The sequence below is a fragment of the Telluria mixta genome (assembly GCF_029223865.1).
Lineage (GTDB): Bacteria > Pseudomonadota > Gammaproteobacteria > Burkholderiales > Burkholderiaceae_D > Telluria > Telluria mixta.
Genome location: NZ_CP119520.1, coordinates 395,425 through 414,627, shown reverse-complemented (window position 1 = coordinate 414,627; position 19,203 = coordinate 395,425). Strand labels below are relative to the sequence as shown.

Below are 19,203 nucleotides of genomic sequence, written 5' to 3'. Positions count from 1 at the left end.
CATTCGCGCGTGATCGGTTACACTGATCACAGCAGAGTTGACGCCGCACCGGGAGACCGGGGCGGCGTTTTTTTATTCCTCGCCGGTTTTCTTGAACAGCGCTTCCAGTTCCGCCCGTTTGCTGTCCACCTGCGCGCGTCCGCGCTTGCCCGCAAACTCTTCCTCAATGTTGTCTCGGTAGAAACTCCAGGCCGCGCCCGACGTCGAGAAGCGCCGCCATACCTCGCTGCCGACGCCCGAGTAGTCGATCGCGCTGCCGTCGTCGAATTCCACGCGCAGGATGCGCTCGCGCGCGTCGTAACCGATCGCGCGCAGCTTACCCGCGTTGATGCGTTTCATGTCCATGGTGTTGTGTCCTCCGCAAACGATGCATGGATTATTGGGACATTCGACTGATTCGGCAAGCCAAGCCGCCTTGCACGGCGGTGCATGCCTTGTTGCGTCTTCCGCTTGTACGTACTCTGGCTCAGCCGCACGACAAACATTAAATGGGAGACTAACAGATGAAACGTTTCGCCCGCTGGTTCGCCGCACTCTTGTTCGCCCTGTCGTTCCTGCCGCTGTCCGCATCCGCCGCCGGTTATACCCAGACCCGCTACCCGATCGTGCTCGTGCACGGCCTGCTCGGCTGGGACAGCATCGGCCCCTTCGATTACTGGTTCGGCATCACGGACGCCCTGCGCCGCGACGGTGCCCAGGTCTACGTCGCCCAGGTGAGCGCCGCCAACAGCACCGAAGTGCGCGGCGAGCAGCTGCTCACCTACGTCAAACAGGTGCTGGCCGCGACTGGTGCCCAGAAAATCAACCTGATCGGCCACAGCCACGGCGGCCCGACGATCCGCTATGTCGCGTCGGTGGCGCCGAATCTCGTCGCTTCCGTGACGAGCGTCGGCGGCGTCAACAAGGGTTCGGCGGTGGCGGACGTCCTCCGCGGCACCGTCGCGCCGGGGACGTTCCCGGAAGCCGTGCTGGGCTCCATCGTGAACGGCCTGGCCGGCACCATCGCCTTCCTGTCCGGGGACAGCAGCGCGCAGGTGTCGACGGCGGCGCTGGATTCGCTGACCACCGCCGGCGCCGCGAAATTCAACGCCGCGCATCCGGAAGGCGTACCGACGACTGCATGCGGCGAAGGCGCCTGGCAGGCCAGAGGCGTGTATTACTTTTCGTGGAGCGGCGCGCAGCCGTTCACGAACCTGCTCGACCCGATCGATGCGCCGCTCAGCCTCGTGTCGCTGGCGTTCCGTGGCGAGAAGAACGATGGCCTCGTCGGTAGCTGCTCCAGCCACCTGGGCCGCGTGATCCGCGACGACTACGCAATGAACCACTTGGACGAAGTGAACCAGGTCGCGGGCCTCGTCAACCTGTTCGAGACCAATCCCGTCACGCTGTACCGCCAGCACGCCAACCGCCTGCGCGAGATGGGACTGTGAACCGCAATCCGACCATCGTCTTTGCGCTCGGCGCGGCCGGCACGCTGTGGCTGGCCGTGGTGGCAGGGCGGCCCGCACCGGCGGTGCAGACCGTGCACGTGGCGCGGGCGGCCAAGCCGTTCGCGCCATCGCTGCAGGGCACGCGGCCGGACGGCGCCGTACGCGTGGCGCCGGACGACAGCGTCGTCGCGGACGCCCAATTGATCGAGCTGTTCGACTATTACCTGAGCACCGTGGGCGAGAAATCGCCCGCCGCGGTGCGGACGGAAATCGAGCGTGAACTGGACCGCACCTTGCGTCCGGCCGCCGCCGCGGCAGCGAAGCGCGTGCTGACGCGCTACATCGCCTACCGGCAGGCGCTGGCGGGTTTGCAGACCGACCGCAGGCTGACCGGCCCGGATGCGGCGGCACTCAAGCGCCGGCTGAACGCATTGCGCGGCCTGCGCGCGCAGTATTTCAGCCAGCGCGAGATCGCCGCGATCTTCGGCCGCGAGGATGCCGCCAATGCGGAGGCCCTGGCACGCATGGAGATCCGCGACGACCGCACCCTGAGCGCGCAGCAGAAGCAGACGCGCCTGGCGGCGCTGGATGCGGGCTTGCCGGCCGACGTCCGCGCGGCGCGCGAGACGCCTTTGAAAATCGTGCGTGTGCAGGAGGAGGCGGAGCGGCTGCGGGCCGGCGGGGCGAACGAGGAGGATGTCTTCCGGCTGCGCGCGGACGCGTTTGGCGCGGATGCGGCGCAGCGGCTGGCGGATGTGGATAGTGAGGAGGCGGCGTGGAAGCGGCGGATCGAGGCCTACCTCGTCGAGCGCCGGGGGCTGCGCGACGAGGCGGAGATCGCGGCGCTGCGCAATCGCATGTTCAGCGAGGATGAGCAGCGGCGGTTGGCGGCGTATGAGGGCGGCCCGCTACCTTAAACGTCATTCCCGCGCACGCGGGAATCCATACGGAATCACAGAATTCGCTCAGCATGGGTTCCCGCTTTCGCGGGAACGACGATTATTTTTACAGCTTCTCGAGCTGTCCCTTCGCATACCCGGCCCCCGCGCCGCTCGGCGCCAGCTCGAGATAAGTCTTGTACGCCGCCTTCGCTTTCTCGCCATCGCCCGCGCGCGCATACGCGTCGCCCAGGTTCATGTACGCGATCGCGCGCGACGGATCCATCTTGATCGCGTTCTCGAACCAGCGCGCCGCTTCCGCGAACTTGTCCTGCTTGTAGAAGACGAAGCCGAGATTGTTCGCCGCCAGCGCGAAGTTCGGCCGCAGCTTCAGCGCTTCCGTGAACTGCGCCTCCGCCTGCGCATACTGCTTTTCCTTGTACAGCTGCAGCCCGTGATCGTTGGCGCGCTGCGCCTGCTGGCGGCTCGACACCGGCACCGCGACGGGCGCCTTGATCGTTTGCTCGCCGCCTTGCAAGTCCTTCACGACGACGGGCGCGGTCGGCGTCGACGCCTTCGCGTCCAGCTTCGTGTTGAGGGCGATGGCGTCGTTCGACAGCTGTGCCGTGTTCGTGTTCAGGAATTCGCTTTCCTCCGGCAGTTCGAACACGAAGTCGCCGCCTTCGGAACCGGGTAGGCTGCCGAAAGCGGGCGTCTGCTGCGACACGCTGGATACCGCCGGCGCCACGTACGCCGCCAGCTCCGTCGCGGTGATCAGGCCGTCGCCGTTCAGGTCGGCCTTGCCGCCGAGGCCCTGCAGCAGCGTCCACGTGAACACGGAATGGCCGTTCGGACCGCCGTCGGACACCATCTGGTCCGTGCCGCCCGCCGTCAGCATCTGGCGGCCGAGGCGCTTCGCGTTATCGCGCAGGAAGGCCGCGTTGGCGCCGCCGCGCGTGAGTCCCAGGCCGCTGTAGCAGGCATCCATCACGAACAGCACGTGCTTCGCGGGCAGGCTCTCGGCGATGTTCTGGATTTCCGTCATCGGGATGGCGTCGCTGGCCAGGTTCTCGGGATCGGCGTCGTACGGGACGATGTAGCCGAGATCGCGCCCGGAGCTCAGCTTGCGCGTGGCGCCGTGGCCCGCGAAGAACACGAACACGCGGTCGTTCGGCTGCAAACCATGACCGACGACGTCGTGGAACGCGGCGAGGATCCCGCGCCGCGTGGCCTGCTCGTTCTTCAGCGTGATCACGTGGTCGGACGCGAAGCCGAACTTCTGCACGAGCGCCTGCCCGACGCCTTCCGCATCGCGCACGGCATACTGCAGGCGCGGCCATTTCGGATAACCGTCGACGCCGACGACGATCGCCCACGAAGACGCATAACCCGTCGCAGCCGCGCGCGCGACAGGTGCCGGTGCCGCACCCGCACCGCCGCTCACGCGGAACGTATTGCCGTCCCAGCCGGCGAACTGGTAGCCCTCCGCGACGAGCCGGTCGAGGATCGCCGGCAGTGCCTTCACGGTGCGCTCGTGGATGTCGTGGAACAGGATGATGCCGCGGCCTTCCTTGTCCACCGCACGCAGCACGCGGTCGGCGATGGAAGAGGGCACCGGATCGGCCCAGTCCAGCGAGTCGATGTTCCACATGACGGATTTTAAATGCGCATCGGCCAGCAGGTGCATGCCTTCCTTGTTGCGCGCGCCGTAGGGAAAGCGGAACAGCGCGGAGCGTTGCGGATCGACGGCCTTCAGCAGCGTGTCCGTATCGAGGATCTCGGCTTTTAAACTGTCGCCACTCTCTTTCGACAACTGCGCGTGCGAGAAGCTGTGGTTGGCCAGCACGTAGCCTGCGGCCTTCAGCTTGCGGCTGACTTCCGCGCCCGCGTTGAGGCGCGCGGCACCGTGCGCGTCGAGCGTGCCGATGTTGCGGCCGACGCTGAAGAACACGGCCGGCGCATCGTACTGCTTGAGGATCGCGGCGATCTCCTCGCTGTAGCGGCGGTGCGGACCGTCGTCGAAGGTCAGTACGACTGTCTTCTTCGGCAGGCCCTTGCCGAAGATCTCGTCCTCTTCCTTTTGCGCGGTCGGGCTATTGTCCTGGCTCGGCGGTTCCGGCTTGGCGGGGTAGGGCAGCACGACGCCGTAGTCCTTGAGGATCTGGTCGCGTCGATACAACGTCTTCAGGTGGGCGACGTAGGCGTCCCACTTCTCGCGCTTGAGCGTGATGGAGCGCGTCTCGAAGCGACCGAAGACGGCGTGGATCTCCTTCTCGTAATTGCGCTCGATCTCGGCCAGCGCGTCGACGTCTTCCGAGATCCGCTTGTGCAGCTTGATCGCGGGCAGCGACGAATCCTTCGCCACGCTCGCCAGCAGCGACTGCATCAATTCGCGGAACGCGAGACGGTCCGCATCGTACAGGCCTTCGCCCGACTCGACGTAATCGAGCAGGCCGCCCACCGCCTCGAAACGGCGCGGATTCTGCGACCCGACGAGGCTCGCCAGCGCATCGTCGATCCTGTTGATGCGCTCCTGGTTTTCATGGAACAGCTGTTGGCCGACGCGGTTGACCTCTTCCTGGCCTGTCGAGGAGAGGCCGGCTTCGTCCTGGGTCAGCACGATCATCTTGCGGTAGGCGGCCAGCACCTGCTGCATGTCGGCAGCAATGTCGGAGGCCTCTTTGGACTGGTTTTGTTGTGTCGCCTGGGCCGGCGGCCCCGGTTTGCGGTTGACCAGCCAGGTGCCGCTGGCAGCACCGGCAGCGGCGACGGCGAAGATGACGAGATAGAGGGCTTTGCGTTTCACGGCGGCGTTGGAAAACTTTTATCGCGGCAACAATATCACTAACGGCGTGACCTTTGCTAACAAAAACTTAACCTTTGTGGCGCCGCAACAATCAGGACGACGACAGCACGAAGGTATTGCCGTCCGGGTCGCGAAACTTGGCGAACGAGCCCCAGGGTTGGCTGGTCGGCGGCTCGATGAACTCGACGCCGCGCGCGCTGAGCTGGCGCCAGGTCGCTTCGACGTTGTCGCACGCGAATGAGCCGTTGAAGAACGTGCCGATGCGGTCCTCGTGGCCATCCGGCGTGAACAGCACGACGCGCGTGCCCGAGCGCGCGATGCGCAGTTCGATCCAGCGTTTGCCGGGGCCCATCGGCTGGTCTGTGGAGATCTCGAAGCCTAGCTTCTCGGTGTAGAAGGCGAGGGCGCGGTCCTGGTCGGAGACGGGGATGCCGACGAATTTCAGTTGAGTGATCATGTTGTGGCTTGTTGTAGTTGTGGTGCCGGCCATTATCGTGGCAGGATGGCCACCGGTGTGCTTTTAAAAACTATAGTATCGATGACTACTCGTGTTTCCCCGCTGGACGCCTATGTGTTCGAAGTCCTGATGCCCGATCTGGTGGGGCATGACCGCCGCCCGGCGGCCTTTGTCGTCTATCTGTATTTGCTGCACAGTGCGCAGGCACTGGGGCGTGATCAGGTTCCGGCCAGTTTGCAGACGATCGCCGTGAAGACGGGGCTGTCGAAGTCGGCGGTGCAGGTGGCGCTGCGGCACCTGAAGCGGCGCGGGCTGATCGGTGCGGAAGAGGTGGGGACGCAGGTGAATCCGGTTCGGCACGTGCTGCGGCCGTGGCGTCGGCAGATCGATACAAAAAAATAGGCCACCGCAGGGTGGCCTATTTTTGGGTGTTCTGGCGGAGAGAGGGGGATTCGAACCCCCGATAGGCTATGAACCTATACACGCTTTCCAGGCGTGCGACTTAAACCACTCATCCATCTCTCCTGATGGGTTCACGAACTAGATGTTCGCGAAGCCGCCTATTATAGCAAGGATTCTCGGCTGTACAAGAGCGGCATGTCACACGCACCAAATCGCGCCCCCGTTCGGATCTCTCTGTTCAAAATCAATGCTATCTTGCCTGTTCAATATCTATTGAAGGGGCAACATGGATTTCGTGGAATGGATGCGATCAATCGACCTATCCGAAAAGTCGGTCAACAACTACGCCAACGCCATCAAGGGCAGTCTGACCAACTGGGCGATGCGATACGGACTGACGAAGAAACCGATTTCCGATATCTCGGATGTGGATGAACTGACCGTCTTGATCGAGCGTCTGAGCCGAACGACCGAATTCATCAATCGGAACGGGCGGGGGAAGGGCATGTACGCTGCCGCGCTCAGCAACTACCAAAAATACGTGCAGAGCCAATACCATGGAAAGCCCAATGACTACGGTCCGTATCGAAAGCAAGTCGAAAAACTTGAAGCGGAACCCGGCGTGCCGTTCGATCCGGCCGGACTCGAGGACGCGCGTACGCGTGTGTTGCGCGTCGTCGTCCAGCGACGCGGACAGCGGAAGTTTAGGGGCGAGCTGCTCCAAGCGTATGGGGGCCGCTGCGCGATCACGGGCTGTCCCGTGATTCCTCTTCTGGAAGCCGCGCATATCACGCCCTATCTTGGCCCGGATACCAACACGATCAAGAACGGCATCCTGCTGCGTGCCGACATCCATACGTTATGGGACCTGGGTTTATTGGCGGTCGATCCAGGTACGGGCGAAGTATGGGTGAGTCCCGACGTCGACGATCCGACCTATCGTGTGCTCTCGGGCCAGCCGCTCAAGCATCCAGCGCATACCGCCCAGCATCCGGCGCTGTCCGCACTGCAGCAGCAATGGGATCTCGTGCACAAAAAGCGCGATGAAGCGGCGTTGGGCATGTCGTAAGTCATCCGGTCCGTTCACGAGGCCGGACTCGACACCCTGATCTCATCCCCACGACGTTCACATCGAGCCCGAACCCGACGTGCAACAACCGCGCAAACGCCTCCACATTATCCGCATCGAACACGCCGCCGATGCCGATGCGCGCCGCGGCGTCATCCTCGATCACCAGCTGCTTGCGCCCATACCGGTTGAACTGCCGCGCCGCATCGGCCAGCGTCGCCTGGTCGAACACCAGCTTCCCCTGCATCCAGCTCAAGCCGGCCTTCAGCTGCTGCGTCGATTTCCGCGTGACCAGCACGTTATCGCGCTCCGCCAGCGCCGCATCGTCGCGCGTTAGCACGGTCGGAGTGCCGCGCGGCGCCTTCACCTGTACGCGGCCTTCCAGCACCGCCACGCGCAACCGGTCGCCTTCGCGCAGTAAAGAAAATTTCGTTCCCAGCACAGTGACAGTCTGCGCACCCGCATGCACGACGAACGGCCGCCGTGCGTCGTGCGCGATGTCGAAGAACGCCTCGCCCTCGTCCAGCCACACTTCACGCGCGCGCGGCGTCACGGCCGTGCGTACGTGGGTCGCGGTGTTCAGCGTCAAATGTGAGCCGTCGGCCAGGGCGACCTGCTCGCGCTGGCCGCGCGCGGTCGCGTAGCGTTGCGTCTCGGGCGAGCGGCCGAACTGGGTGACCAGCAGCACGGCCACCAGCACCGTGCAGAAGGCCGCCGCGGTGCGGTAGACCGCAGGATGCGCGATCCAGGCCAGCGGCGTGCGCCGGCGTTGCGCGCCCGAGGCCGGCAGCGCACCGAGACGGTCGGCCCGGCGCCACGCGTGTTCCAGGCGCAGGAAGGCGACGCGATGGGCGGTCGATGCGGCGAGCCAGGCGTCCAGCGCCTGCTGGCGGTCAGGGGGCAGGGTAGCATCGTAGCGATCGCGCTCGGCGATCCAGTCGGCGGCCCGGGCTTCGATCTCCTGGAGATCCGTGGATGTCATTGCAGGGTTCCTTTCTTGCGCAGCGGTCCCGCAGGAGCCAGGCCGACGGCGGTGGCACTCGCCTGCAGGGCCTGGGCCAGGGCGCGGACGCCTTTGGAGACCTGGCGCTCTACGGTGTCTTCGGTGATGCCCATGCGCGACGCGACTTCGCGTTGCGACAGGCCCTCGATCTTGCGCAGTTCGACGACTTCGCGGCAGCGCGCCGGCAGCAGGTCGAGCGCCACCTGCAGCAGGCGCAATTCGCTGCGGCCGGTCAGGTGGCGCTCGGGACTCAGTTCGTCGACCGTCGGCGCGAGGGCGTCCATGTCGGCGAATGTGTCGATCGCCACGATCTGGGCGCGGCGCGCGCGGTCGATCAGCAGGTTGCGGGCTGTCGCCAGGACGAAGGCCTGGGCGGAATCCGGCCGGCGCAGCGCGCAGCCGTCCCACACGCGGGCATACACCTCCTGCCGCAGGTCGGCGATCTCGCTCGCATTGCGCCAGTTGCGGCGCAAATAGCGTTCGAGCACACCTTCGAGCGGCAACACCTGGTCGACAAACCAGGCGCTCAATTCATCGTTTTCCACGTCGGATCCTTCGCTGTCGTGCGACTCGGCCATCACCTCATCTCTTCAGACGAAGCGGAAAACAAAATCCGGTACGCCGCCACGATATTTATTTTTCGTCGAAAAAGATACCGGATCGTGCCGGCACCCACGTCTAGGTTTCATGGAGACACCCAAAACAGGAATCAAAAATGAAACCGAAAACGCGTTCGCATGTTTTGATACGCACGGCATACCGGATAATGGCGCGGCCATCGTCTTTATTCGACAGAGACAGCTTACCTGGAAAGCCAACGATGAAGACGAAACGACCCTCGCACTTCCTGCCGTCGATGGCGCTCGTCGGCGCGCTCCTGTGCGGCGCCGGCGCGCAGGCGCAGGTGCGCAACTTCGATATCGCGCCGGGCGAGTTGAAGACCGCGCTCGATGCCTATGCGGCGCAGTCGGGCACGCAGCTTCTCTACAAGATGGAAGACGTCAAGGGGCGCAGCACCCAAGGGGTCAAACGGGCGCTGTCCCCGGACGACGCGTTGCGCCAGCTGCTCGACGGGACGCCGCTTTCGGTGCGGCGCGACGTGTCGGGCGCGCTGGTCATCTTCGCGGCGCCGGCGCCGCCACCGCCGCCGTCCGACAAGCGTTCCGAGGTCGAACAGGTGACGCCCGGGATGGTGGTCGTCACCGCCACGCGGCGCCGCGAGCCGGCGCGCGAGGTGCCGATGCAGGTGAGCAGCCTGTCCACCGAGAGGCTGACCCAGGCCGGTGCGAGGGGCCTGCAGGATTACCTCGGCAGCGAGGCCGGCGTCGACGTCAAGAGTACCGGCGGTCCCGGGATCGGCACGTTGACGATCCGCGGCGTCAGCACCGGCACGCAGACCATTTCGACGGTGGGCGTGTACATCGACGATGTTGCATTCGGCTCAAGCACGGCGGCCGCCAACGGCGCGCAGATGGCGCTGGACATGGCCCTGCTGGACCTGAATCACATCGAGCTGCTGCGGGGCCCGCAAGGCACGCTGTACGGCGCCAGTGCGATGGGCGGCCTGCTCAAGTACGTCACCAACGAGCCGGATACGACCGAGTTCTCCGGCAAGGCGATGGTGAGCGCGTCCACGACGCGGCACGGCGGCGCGGGCCACATGGTGAGTGCGGTCGTGAATGCCCCGCTGAAGGAGGACGTCGCGGGGCTGCGGGTGTCGGCCTTCACCGACCATGCGGGCGGCAGCGTGGACAGCGTTGACCTGCGCCCCGGTCGCGACATCGACGGCGGCCGGACCAGCGGCAGGCGCGTGTCGCTGCTGCTCATGCCGGCCCACCGCCTGCGCGTGCGGCTCACCGGGACCACCCAGCGCATCGCGCGCGGCGGCACCGATTTCGTCGACTACGACGCGAGCGATGGGCGGCCGGTGCGCGGGACGCCCACGCGCCAGCTGTTCGGCGCGGAACCGTATCGCGTCAAGACCGACGTGCTGGCGGCCGAAGTCGAATACGATTTCGGCTGGGCGCGTTTGAACTCCATCACGTCGCGGCAGCGCGTCCGCTCGTCGGCGGGGACCGATTTCAGCTTCGGCTACGTGCCGCTGCTGCGCGATGCCGGCATCGACGTCGACTCCACCGTGGCCGTGGTCGACGTATCGCTCGACAAGACGACGCAGGAGGTGCGCCTGACGTCGAAGGCGGACAAGCAGCTGGAATGGCTCGCCGGCGTCTACCTGAACCGCGAGAACAGCAATAACCGGCAGCGCATCGATACCACGTCGAGTGGGCTGCCAGGCGCGAGCCCGCTCGCCGTCGCGATTCCCGCCGAATACCGCGAGGCGGCGCTGTTCGGCGACGTGACCTGGAAATTCTCGCGGGCGCTGGCCGTGACCGCAGGCTTGCGGACGGCCCGCAACCGGCAGCATTACGTGCAGCAGTCCGACGGCCCGCTGGCCGGCGGTTCCCAGGCCCTCGAGGCCCGGTCCAGCGACAGTACCCGCACGTGGCTGCTCACCGCACGCTACAACCTGACGCCCGGAAGTTCGATCTATGCGCGTGCGGCCACCGGATATCGTCCCGGCGGGCCGAATGCGGTGCTGCGCGATCCGGCTACCGGCGCGCCGACCGGACCGACGTCGTTCCAGCCCGATACCCTGACCAGCTACGAGCTGGGCTACAAGGCCGACCTGCTCGACAAGCGCCTGCACGTCGAGACGGCGGTGTTCGACCTCGAATGGAAGAATTTGCAGCAGTACCGGCCCGTCAACGGCATCGCGACGATCGTCAACGCCGGCGCGGCGCGCGTGCGCGGTGCCGAACTGACGGCGATCTATCGGCCTGATGACCGCTGGACCCTGGCCGGCAACGCGGCCTGGATCGACGCCAAGCTGACCAAGGACGCCCCCGGCCTGGACGCCGTGGCGGGCGCGCGCCTGCCGTCCAGCGCGCGATTCTCGGCCAGCCTGAGTGCCAATTACACGTTCGAGGTGGCGGGCTTCGCGGCCTATGCCGGCGCGACGCAGCGCTACGTCGGCGCCCGCAACGCCGGTTTCGCGGGCAGCGCCGCGCTGCCGTTCTACCGCCTTCCAGCCTACGCGCTGACCGACCTGCAGGCGGGCGTCGATTTCAGGCGCGCCAGCGTGTCGCTGTTCGTGCGCAACGTGTTCGACCGGCGCGCCCAGCTTGCGGCCGACAGTACGGTGCAGGCGTTCGGTGGGCCGGCCTGGGTCTCGCTGGCCCAGGCGCGCACGATCGGCGCGACGCTGACCGTGCCGTTCTAAGCGCCGGCATTTCGCTGTTCCATCGCCGACGGCCGCGCGCCGCCGGATCCTCTTCCATTCTCATCGGGCTTCGCTCATGGATAAACACGTCCTGCATTTCCCCACGCCGGCGCTACCGGCCGCGTCGCGGGCGCACGGCCTGGCGGCCTGCTACGGCCTGCTGGTCCTCGTCATCGCGTCGATTTTCAGCGCGCTGGACCGGCAGATCCTCGTCCTGCTGGCCGAACCGATGCGGCAAGGCCTGGGCCTGTCGGACACCCGGCTCGGCCTCCTGCAAGGCGTCGGCATCACCTTGCTCGCCGGCGCGCTGGCCGTGCCGTTCGGCTGGCTGGCGGACCGCTACGGCCGCCGCACCTTGCTGGGCATCTGCCTCCTGCTGTGGGGCGCCGGCACGGCCGCGTGCGGGCTGGCCCACGATTTTTCCACCCTGTTCGTCGGGGCGATCGGCCTGGGCATCGGCGAGTCCGGCGTGACGCCCATCGTCTATGGCCTGATTCCGGAAATCGTGCCGGAACGGCGGCGCGGGCTGGCCAACGGCATCTACACGCTGGCGGCGATCCTGGGCGCGGGCCTGGGCATGTCGCTCAGCGGCGCCCTGGTCCAGGCGCTGGACGATGCCCGCCCGCTGCTGCCGACGGCCCTGCGCACGCTCGAGTTGTGGCGGCTGGCGTTCCTCGCCACGGCGCTGGCGGGCCCCGTGCTGGCGCTGGCCGTGTGGCTGATCCGGCTGCATCCCGGGCACCGGAGCGACGACGCGCCGCAGGACACGGCCCGGCCGGCGCTACGGGCGTACGTCAGCGCCCACCGCCGCACGATGGTCAGCGTGTTCGCCGGCTCCGGCCTGCTGACGATGGGGATCGCGGCGGGCGCCAACTGGGCACCGATCGTCGCCGCACGCGAATTCGGCGCGACGCCGGGGGAAGTCGGGGAGGGCATCGGCGCAGCCTACCTGCTCGGCACGCTGGCGGGCGCGGTGCTGGGCGCGGCGGGCGTGCGCCTGCTGCGCCGCCGGGCGGGACTGGCCACGCCGGTGCGCGTCATCACGGTCGGCGCGACGGTGGCGGGACTCGCATCGGTGCTGATGCCGGCGGTGCCCGGCGTGGCGGGACTGTACGTGCTGTTCGGCCTCCAGGTCGCCGCGCTGATCGCCGGCAGCGTGCTGGTGCCGACCCTGCTGCAGGACATGACGCCGGCCGCGCTGCGCTCCCGCCTGATCGCCATCGGCACGGGCGTGACGCTCGGCCTGGGCGCGCTGAGCCCTGTGCTGGTCGGTGGGCTGTCCGACCTGATGCAGGGCAGTGCCCACGGCCTGCTGTTCGCGATGGCGGGCGTCGGTGCCACGGCATTCCTGGTGTCCGCGGCCATCATGCGGACCGCCGAGAAGCCGTTCCTCCATACCGTCGACGACATCCATCCCGAACTCGCGGCAAAGACCGCGTGACCGCTCACAGGAGACACCATGAACGAATCCAATGCGCTGGACGACCTGTTCCAGCCTTTCAACCGCAGCGACGCGCCCGGCCTGGTGGTGGGCGTGGCCCGGCACGGGCGGCGCATCCACCGGCGCGGCTTCGGCCTCGCCAGCGTCGAGCTGGGGGTGGCCAACACGCCCTGGACGCGCATGCGCATCGGCTCGGTGAGCAAGCACTTCACCTGCCTCGCGGCGCTGCTGCTGGCGGAAGAAGGGCGCCTCGACATCGACGCGGGCGTGTGCAGCCTGTTGCCCGGGCTGCCGGTCCCGCTGGGCGAACCGACCCTGCGCCAGCTGATGACGCATACCAGCGGTGTTCGCTGCTACGTGGACCTCGCGTCGCTGGCCGACGGCACCGCGATCCAGCCGCCGGGCGCGGTGCTGGCCGCGCAAACGCGCCAGCGGACCGCGAATTTCGCGCCGGGCGAGAAAATGATCTATTCGAATGGCGGCTACCACCTGCTGTCGCTCGTCATCGAACGCGTGGCGGGCATGCCGTTCGAGCGGTTCCTCGAGGAGCGCATCTTCGTGCCGCTCGGGATGATGGACACCGCGTCCGTGCCCAGCGATTTCGACATCCATCCGGGCATGGCCACCCTGCACGTGGCGCGCCCGCCGGAGCAGGGCGGCGGCTGGCGCCGGGGCGTCTTCCCCACCGACGAGTTGCGGGGCGAAGGCGCGATGGTGTCCACGATCGACGACATGCTGGCCTGGCTTGCCCACTTGCGCGCGCCGGACAAGCGCGTCGGCACGGCCGCGAGCTGGCGCCAGATGCTGACGCCCGCCACGCTGAACAATGGGCGCGTCAATCCGTATGGACTGGGCCTGTTCCGGCACGATTACCGCGGCGTCGAGGTGATCCACCATGCCGGCGGCGTGGTCGGCGGCACCTGCCAGATGATCACCGTGCCGAGTGAAGCGCTGGACATCGTCATCATCACGAACGGCGTCGCGGCCAATCCCATCGAGCTTGGTTACAGGATCATCGACATGCTGCTCGGCGACGGCGTGCTCGGCGCGCGACCGGAAAAGCCCGAGGCGGCGCGGTTCCGCCCCATGCTGGGCACGCGCTACCACGCGGCGGCGTCCGGCCTCGTCGTCGGTTTCGCGGAGGCGCCGGGAGGGAAGCTGGGCATCTCCTTCCTGGACAACCCGCCAGCGGCGCTGACGGCCAGCGGCGACGTGCTGCGCCTCGGCTTCGAGGACATGGCCATGGGGCCGCTGGAACTGCGCACCGGCGATCTGGCCGTGGAAGGGCAATCTCCGCCCGCCGTGCTGACGGTGAGTGAAGCGGGCCACGCGGAACGCTACGAGCGCCTGCCGCCCACGCCGCCCGCGCCGGCATCGGTCGCCACGACTTTGCTGGGCCGCTACCGCGTCCCCGACCTGGACGCCGACGCCGAGATGCGTTTCGACGGCGCGCAACTGCTGCTCGATATCTCCGGGCCGTACGGCCGCGACCTGATGACGCTGGAGGCGTTCTCGGACCGCGTGTTCGGCATACGCTTCGGCGGCGAACATCCGCCCCTGTGCGGCGTGCTGACGGTGGAACGGTCGCCCGAGGGCGTCGCCGGCCTGCGCGTCAACACGCCGCGCACCCGCAACCTGCGCTTCGAGCGCGTGGCCGACCGGGAGGCGTCGCGATGAAATTCTTCATTGCCCAACTGGCCACGGAGACGAACACGTTCTCGCCCACGCCGACCGGCTACGGCGCGTTCGAGGAATGCGGCATCTACCGCGGCGACGGCAGCACGGAGGCGCCCGACAGCACGGGCGCCGTCCTGCATGCGTTCCGCACGCTGATGGAAGCCGACGGCCACGAGGTCGCGGAGGGCCCGTGCGCGCTGGCCGAACCGGCCGGCCGCACCGTGCGCGCCGTCTACGAGGACTTGCGCGACCAGCTGCTGGCCGACCTGCGCGCCGCGATGCCGGTCGACGCCGTGCAGCTCATGCTGCATGGCGCGATGGTGGCGGACGGCTACGACGATTGCGAAGGCGACGTGCTGGCGCGCGTGCGCGCCATCGTCGGTCCCGAGGTGCCCGTCGGCGCGGAGCTCGACCTGCACTGCCACTTCACGGAATCGATGCGCACCTCGGCGGACGTCCTCATCGCCGTCAAGGAATACCCGCATACGGACATCGCGGACCGCGCGCGGGAGCTGTACCGCATTCTCGTCGACATGTACGCCGGCCGCGTGCGGCCCACCACGGCCGTCTTCGACTGCAGGATGGTCGGCACGTGGCAGACGACGCGCGAGCCGATGGCAAGCTTCGTGCGGCGCATGCAGTCGTTCGAGGGGCGCGACGGCGTGCTGTCGGTCTCGCTCGGCCACGGCTTCCCCTGGGGCGACGTGGCCGATGGCGGCGCGCGCCTGTGGGTGGTCACGGACGATGATCCGGTGCGAGCCGCCGCGCTGGCCGAACAGCTGGCCCGTGAGTTCTGGGCGCTGCGGGAGCAGGTCGGCGCTCCGGTGATCGCGCTCGACGCCGCGCTCGACCAGGTCGTGGCGCAGGCGAGCGGTCCGCTGGTACTCGCCGACATGGCCGACAACCCCGGCGGCGGCGCGCCCGGCGACGCGACGTTCATCCTGCGGCGCCTGCTCGAGCGTGGTATCGGCAACGTCGCCATCGGCGCGTTCTGGGACCTCGGCGCGATCCACATCTGCCGCGACGCCGGCGTCGGCGCGACGCTCGACCTGCGCGTCGGCGGCAAATGCGGGCCCAGTTCCGGGCAGCCGGTCGACCTGCGCGTGACGGTAAGGGCCGTGGTCGACGATCACAGCCAGAGCGCCGCCGCCATCGGCGGACGGGCACCCATGGGAACGTGCGTCTGGCTCGAAGCAGCCAATGACGTGCATCTCCTGCTCGCGTCGGTGCGCGGCCAGATCTTCGCACCGGACGCCTTCACCGGCGTCGGGATGAGCCTCGCCGACAAGAAGCTCGTGGTCGTCAAGTCCGCCGTCCATTTTTACGCCGAATGCGCGCCGATCGCGCGGGCCGTGTTCTACGCCGCCACGCCGGGCGCCGTCGCGCCCGATTTCGCCGCCATTCCCTACCGCGTGCGCCAGCCCGATTACTGGCCGCGGGTGGCCCGACCGCACGCGGACTGGTCCTGAATCAAACTCACCCAACGGAATTTTCATGCTCGTACTTCGCAAACCTTATCTGCTCTTCCTGGGCGACGCCCGGACGCCGGTCGATGCCAAGACCGCGCTCGGCGTCGCCCAGTGGTGCCCCGACGACGTCGTCGGCGAACTGCGCTTTGCCGGTGCGGCGGTCAGCACCGGCATGCCCGCCATGGGCATCGCCGAGGCGGTCGCCGCCGGCGCCGGCTCGCTGCTGATCGGGATCGCCCCGGCCGGCGGGCAGCTGCCGCCGCACTGGCTGCCGACCCTGTTCGAGGCCGTCGACGCGGGCCTCGACATCGTCAGCGGCCTGCATACCCGCCTGAACGATTTTCCGGAACTCGTGCGCGCGGCCACGGCGGCGCAAGTGCAGCTGCACGACGTGCGCCACGGCGCCTGGCCGCGCGTGACCGGAACCGGCCGCAAACGCGCGGGCCGCCGCCTGCTGACTGTCGGCACCGATTGCGCGCTGGGTAAAAAATACACGGCGCTGGCGGTCACGCGTTCGCTGCAGGCGCGGGGCATCCCGGCCACGTTCCGCGCCACCGGCCAGACCGGGATCATGATCGCCGGCAGCGGCGTCGCCATCGATGCCGTCGTGGCCGACTTCATCGCCGGCGCCGCCGAGCACCTGTCGCCGGACAACGCGGGCGACCACTGGGACGTCATCGAGGGCCAGGGCTCGCTGTTCCATCCGGCCTACGCGGGCGTCAGCCTGGGCCTGCTGCACGGGTCGCAGCCGGATGCGCTCGTGCTGTGCCACGAACCCGGCCGCACCGCGCTGGATGCCTTGCCGGCCTTTCCCACGCCGCGGCTGGCCGACGCCATCGATGCGTACCTGCGGGCGGGACGCCTCACCAACCCCGCCATCCGCTGCATCGGCATCAGCGTCAATTCGTCCGCGCTTGACGACGCGCAGTGGGCTGCGTACCGCGACCGGACCGGCGCCGAGCTCGGACTGCCGGTCGTCGACCCGCTGCGCGGCGGCGTCGAGGCGCTGACCGCCGCCATCGTTCAACCGGAGGAGACCCATCATGACGCTTGAATGCACCATCGCCATCGAAAGCTGGCCCCTGCGCGAACCGTTCGAAATCGCGCGTGAAACGATGACCGACGTCGACGTGCTCGTCGTGACGCTGCGCGACGCGCAGGGACGCGCCGGCCGCGGCGAGGCGGCCGGCGTCTCCTACGACGGCGAAACACTGGCGTCGATCGCGGCGCAGGTCGACGCCGTGCGGCCGTTGCTGCGCGCCGATACGGCGGGCGCGGACCTGATGCGCTGGCTGCCGCCCGGCGGCGCGCGCAATGCGCTCGACTGCGCCCTGTGGGACCTGCGCGCGAAGCAGGCGGGCCGGCACGTGTGGGAGCTGGCCGGTCGCGCCCAGGCGGGCCGTGTCCTGACCGCGTACACCATCGGCCTGGGCGGCGAAGCGGACGTGCGCCGCAAGATCCGCGCCGCGCGCCGGTTTCCGCTGCTGAAGCTGAAGGCCGATGCCACGCGCCACGTCGACATGGTGCGCTGGGCGCGCGAGGAGCACCCGCAGGCGCGGCTCGTCATCGACGCCAACCAGGCGTGGGACCGCCGGCTGCTGGAGCGCATCCTGCCCGAGCTGAAGGCCCATGGCGTCGAACTGGTCGAGCAGCCCGTGCCGCGCGGGACCGACGCGCAGCTCGACGGCCTGGCGGCCACGATTGCGCTGGCGGCGGACGAATCCTGCACCGACCGCACGTCGCTCGACAACCTGGCCGGCCGCTACCAGTTCGTGAACATCAAGCTCGACAAGTGCGGCGGCCTCACCGAGGCGCTGCTGCTGGCGCAAGCCGCGCGCGCGCGGGGATTCGGCCTCATGGTGGGCAACATGGGCGGGACATCGCTGGCGATGGCGCCCGCCCACCTCGTGGCTCAGGATTGCGCCTACGTCGACCTGGACGGACCGCTGCTGCTGCGCGAGGACCGGTCGCCGGGCATGCGCTATACGGCGGCGCTGCTGGATGCGGCGGATGCGGGTGTCTGGGGGTGATGGCCATGAACCGACAAGACTGCATCGCGCTCGATGCGCGGGATCCGCTCGCGCCGTTGCGCGCGCATTTCGACCTGCCCGAGGGCGTGATCTACCTGGACGGGAATTCGCTGGGGGCCGCACCGCGCGCCGCGCAGGCACGCGCCGCGCAGGTGATCCGCGCGGAGTGGAGCGAGGGCCTGATCCGCAGCTGGAACACGGCCGGCTGGTTCGACCTGCCCAGGCGCCTGGGCGACAGGATCGCGCCGCTGATCGGTGCGGGCGCGGGCGAAGTGGTGGTCACCGACACGACGTCCATCAACCTGTTCAAGGCGCTGGCCGCGGCCGTGGCCGTGCAGGCGCGGCATCCGCGCAACGGCGGCCGGCGCGTCATCGTCACCGAGCGCGGCAACTTTCCGACGGATCTCTACATCGCACAAGGCCTGTCCGCCTGGCTCGCGCGCGGCTATACGGTCAAGATGGTGGACTCGGCCGCCGCGCTGCCGCAAGCGATCGACGACGACACGGCGGTGGTGATGCTGACGCACGTGAATTACCGCACCGGCTACCAGCACGACATGGCGGCCCTCAGTGCGCATGCCCATGAACGGGGCGCGCTGACGGTGTGGGACCTGGCCCATTCGGCCGGCGCGGTGCCGCTCGCCGTCGACCGCGACGGCGCCGACTTCGCCGTCGGGTGCACCTACAAATACCTCAACGGCGGTCCCGGCGCGCCGGCCTTCATCTGGGTGCCGCGGCGCCACCAGGTCGGCTTTGCGACGCCGTTGTCCGGCTGGTGGGGGCATGTCGCGCCGTTCGCGATGGCACCCGAATTCGCGCCTGCCGACGGCATCGCGCGGGCGCTGTGCGGCACGCAGCCGATCGTGTCGATGGCGCTGGTCGAGACGGGACTGGACGTGTATGCGCTGACGACGATGGCGGCGGTGCGTGCGAAGTCGCTGGCGCTGACCGACCTGTTCATTGACCTGGTGGAGACGCGCTGCGCCGGTCACGGGCTCGATCTGGTCACCCCGCGCGAGCACGCACGGCGCGGCAGCCATGTCAGTTTCGCGCATCCGCACGGTTTCGGCGTCATGGCCGCGCTGATCGGACGCGGCGTGATCGGCGACTACCGCGAGCCGGCCCTGCTGCGCTTCGGCTTCAATGCGCTGTACATCAGCCATGCGGACGTGTGGGATGCCGTCGAGATCCTGCGGCAGATCCTCGAACATGAAGACTACGACGTCGCGGCGGAACGAAGCGCGGTGACGTGATTGGAGAC

The 19,203-nt window shown here is 68.1% G+C and carries 16 protein-coding genes and 1 tRNA gene; 11 read left to right on the top strand and 6 right to left on the bottom strand.

Going from position 1 to position 19,203, the window contains the following annotated elements:
• Positions 1 to 72: 72 nt before the first annotated feature.
• Positions 73 to 345, bottom strand: coding sequence for a KTSC domain-containing protein (locus P0M04_RS01835; protein ID WP_259449024.1), 273 nt, complete (start codon positions 343 to 345; stop codon positions 73 to 75).
• Between the two features lie 158 nt (positions 346 to 503).
• Between P0M04_RS01835 and P0M04_RS01830 the strand changes: the two genes are divergently transcribed.
• Entirely contained in the window at positions 504 to 1,430 is a 927-nt protein-coding gene (locus P0M04_RS01830) for a lipase family alpha/beta hydrolase (protein WP_259449025.1), read from the top strand.
• The gene (locus P0M04_RS01825; protein ID WP_259449026.1) at positions 1,427 to 2,347 is read left to right on the top strand and encodes a lipase secretion chaperone; all 921 of its coding nucleotides are present in this window, start codon (positions 1,427 to 1,429) and stop codon (positions 2,345 to 2,347) included. The genes P0M04_RS01830 and P0M04_RS01825 overlap by 4 nt, the downstream gene beginning before the upstream one ends.
• Positions 2,348 to 2,435: 88 nt before the next feature.
• Here P0M04_RS01825 and P0M04_RS01820 read toward each other — a convergent pair whose 3' ends face one another.
• Together P0M04_RS01820 and P0M04_RS01815 are read right to left on the bottom strand one after the other, a co-directional pair.
• Complete coding sequence (locus P0M04_RS01820; protein WP_259449027.1) at positions 2,436 to 5,114, bottom strand: polysaccharide deacetylase family protein; 2,679 nt, start codon at positions 5,112 to 5,114, stop codon at positions 2,436 to 2,438.
• Positions 5,115 to 5,205: 91 nt separating this feature from the next.
• The gene (locus P0M04_RS01815; protein ID WP_259449028.1) at positions 5,206 to 5,571 is read right to left on the bottom strand and encodes a VOC family protein; all 366 of its coding nucleotides are present in this window, start codon (positions 5,569 to 5,571) and stop codon (positions 5,206 to 5,208) included.
• A 114-nt stretch (positions 5,572 to 5,685) separates the two neighbouring features.
• On the opposite strand from P0M04_RS01815, the gene P0M04_RS01810 reads away from it, so the two are divergent.
• On the top strand, positions 5,686 to 5,973 hold the full coding sequence (locus P0M04_RS01810; protein WP_259449029.1) for a helix-turn-helix domain-containing protein: 288 nt from the start codon (positions 5,686 to 5,688) through the stop codon (positions 5,971 to 5,973).
• A 32-nt stretch (positions 5,974 to 6,005) separates the two neighbouring features.
• Here the strand turns inward: P0M04_RS01810 and P0M04_RS01805 are convergent.
• Positions 6,006 to 6,096 (bottom strand) — tRNA-Ser (locus P0M04_RS01805).
• 163 nt (positions 6,097 to 6,259) lie between these two features.
• On the opposite strand from P0M04_RS01805, the gene P0M04_RS01800 reads away from it, so the two are divergent.
• Positions 6,260 to 7,042 carry an HNH endonuclease gene (locus P0M04_RS01800; protein ID WP_259449030.1) on the top strand — a complete coding sequence of 261 codons (783 nt, stop codon included), beginning with the start codon at positions 6,260 to 6,262 and terminating at the stop codon, positions 7,040 to 7,042.
• 1 nt (position 7,043) lies between these two features.
• On the opposite strand, the gene P0M04_RS01795 is transcribed toward P0M04_RS01800, so the two are convergent.
• A complete protein-coding gene (locus tag P0M04_RS01795) occupies positions 7,044 to 8,024 on the bottom strand; it encodes a FecR family protein (RefSeq protein ID WP_281042353.1) in 981 nt (326 codons plus the stop codon).
• The gene (locus tag P0M04_RS01790; RefSeq protein ID WP_259449032.1) at positions 8,021 to 8,623 is read right to left on the bottom strand and encodes an RNA polymerase sigma factor; all 603 of its coding nucleotides are present in this window, start codon (positions 8,621 to 8,623) and stop codon (positions 8,021 to 8,023) included. Before P0M04_RS01790 ends, P0M04_RS01795 begins: the two co-directional genes overlap by 4 nt.
• A gap of 242 nt (positions 8,624 to 8,865) precedes the next feature.
• Here P0M04_RS01790 and P0M04_RS01785 point away from each other — a divergent pair, with 242 nt between their 5' ends.
• The 7 genes from P0M04_RS01785 to kynU all read left to right on the top strand — a co-directional run bounded on the left by P0M04_RS01785 (position 8,866) and on the right by kynU (position 19,195).
• Positions 8,866 to 11,325, top strand: a complete 2,460-nt coding sequence (locus P0M04_RS01785) for a TonB-dependent receptor (RefSeq protein WP_259449033.1) — start codon at positions 8,866 to 8,868, stop codon at positions 11,323 to 11,325.
• A gap of 76 nt (positions 11,326 to 11,401) precedes the next feature.
• Positions 11,402 to 12,766 (top strand): MFS transporter, encoded by a 1,365-nt coding sequence (locus P0M04_RS01780; RefSeq protein ID WP_259449034.1) that lies wholly within the window; start codon positions 11,402 to 11,404, stop codon positions 12,764 to 12,766.
• 18 nt (positions 12,767 to 12,784) lie between these two features.
• Entirely contained in the window at positions 12,785 to 14,443 is a 1,659-nt protein-coding gene (locus tag P0M04_RS01775) for a serine hydrolase domain-containing protein (protein ID WP_259449035.1), read from the top strand.
• Positions 14,440 to 15,912: a M81 family metallopeptidase gene (locus P0M04_RS01770; RefSeq protein ID WP_259449036.1), complete on the top strand. Its 1,473-nt coding sequence runs from the start codon at positions 14,440 to 14,442 to the stop codon at positions 15,910 to 15,912. The genes P0M04_RS01775 and P0M04_RS01770 overlap by 4 nt, the downstream gene beginning before the upstream one ends.
• A 25-nt stretch (positions 15,913 to 15,937) precedes the next feature.
• Entirely contained in the window at positions 15,938 to 16,966 is a 1,029-nt protein-coding gene (locus tag P0M04_RS01765) for an N-acetyltransferase DgcN family protein (RefSeq protein WP_259449037.1), read from the top strand.
• Positions 16,956 to 17,942, top strand: a complete 987-nt coding sequence (dgcA, locus tag P0M04_RS01760; RefSeq protein ID WP_259449038.1) for an N-acetyl-D-Glu racemase DgcA — start codon at positions 16,956 to 16,958, stop codon at positions 17,940 to 17,942. Before P0M04_RS01765 ends, dgcA begins: the two co-directional genes overlap by 11 nt.
• Entirely contained in the window at positions 17,942 to 19,195 is a 1,254-nt protein-coding gene (kynU, locus tag P0M04_RS01755) for a kynureninase (protein WP_371877287.1), read from the top strand. Before dgcA ends, kynU begins: the two co-directional genes overlap by 1 nt.
• The last annotated feature ends 8 nt before the right edge of the window (positions 19,196 to 19,203 follow it).

What these genes read in the sequence shown, in the direction of transcription:
- P0M04_RS01835 (WP_259449024.1), bottom strand. Translation starts at nt 345, where the DNA reads ATGGACATGAAACGCATCAACGCGGGTAAGCTGCGCGCGATCGGTTAC.
- P0M04_RS01830 (WP_259449025.1), top strand. Translation starts at nt 504, where the DNA reads ATGAAACGTTTCGCCCGCTGGTTCGCCGCACTCTTGTTCGCCCTGTCG.
- P0M04_RS01815 (WP_259449028.1), bottom strand. Translation starts at nt 5,571, where the DNA reads ATGATCACTCAACTGAAATTCGTCGGCATCCCCGTCTCCGACCAGGAC.
- P0M04_RS01800 (WP_259449030.1), top strand. Translation starts at nt 6,260, where the DNA reads ATGGATTTCGTGGAATGGATGCGATCAATCGACCTATCCGAAAAGTCG.
- P0M04_RS01795 (WP_281042353.1), bottom strand. Translation starts at nt 8,024, where the DNA reads ATGACATCCACGGATCTCCAGGAGATCGAAGCCCGGGCCGCCGACTGG.
- P0M04_RS01790 (WP_259449032.1), bottom strand. Translation starts at nt 8,623, where the DNA reads ATGGCCGAGTCGCACGACAGCGAAGGATCCGACGTGGAAAACGATGAA.
- P0M04_RS01785 (WP_259449033.1), top strand. Translation starts at nt 8,866, where the DNA reads ATGAAGACGAAACGACCCTCGCACTTCCTGCCGTCGATGGCGCTCGTC.
- P0M04_RS01780 (WP_259449034.1), top strand. Translation starts at nt 11,402, where the DNA reads ATGGATAAACACGTCCTGCATTTCCCCACGCCGGCGCTACCGGCCGCG.
- P0M04_RS01775 (WP_259449035.1), top strand. Translation starts at nt 12,785, where the DNA reads ATGAACGAATCCAATGCGCTGGACGACCTGTTCCAGCCTTTCAACCGC.
- P0M04_RS01770 (WP_259449036.1), top strand. Translation starts at nt 14,440, where the DNA reads ATGAAATTCTTCATTGCCCAACTGGCCACGGAGACGAACACGTTCTCG.
- P0M04_RS01765 (WP_259449037.1), top strand. Translation starts at nt 15,938, where the DNA reads ATGCTCGTACTTCGCAAACCTTATCTGCTCTTCCTGGGCGACGCCCGG.
- dgcA (WP_259449038.1), top strand. Translation starts at nt 16,956, where the DNA reads ATGACGCTTGAATGCACCATCGCCATCGAAAGCTGGCCCCTGCGCGAA.
- kynU (WP_371877287.1), top strand. Translation starts at nt 17,942, where the DNA reads ATGGCCATGAACCGACAAGACTGCATCGCGCTCGATGCGCGGGATCCG.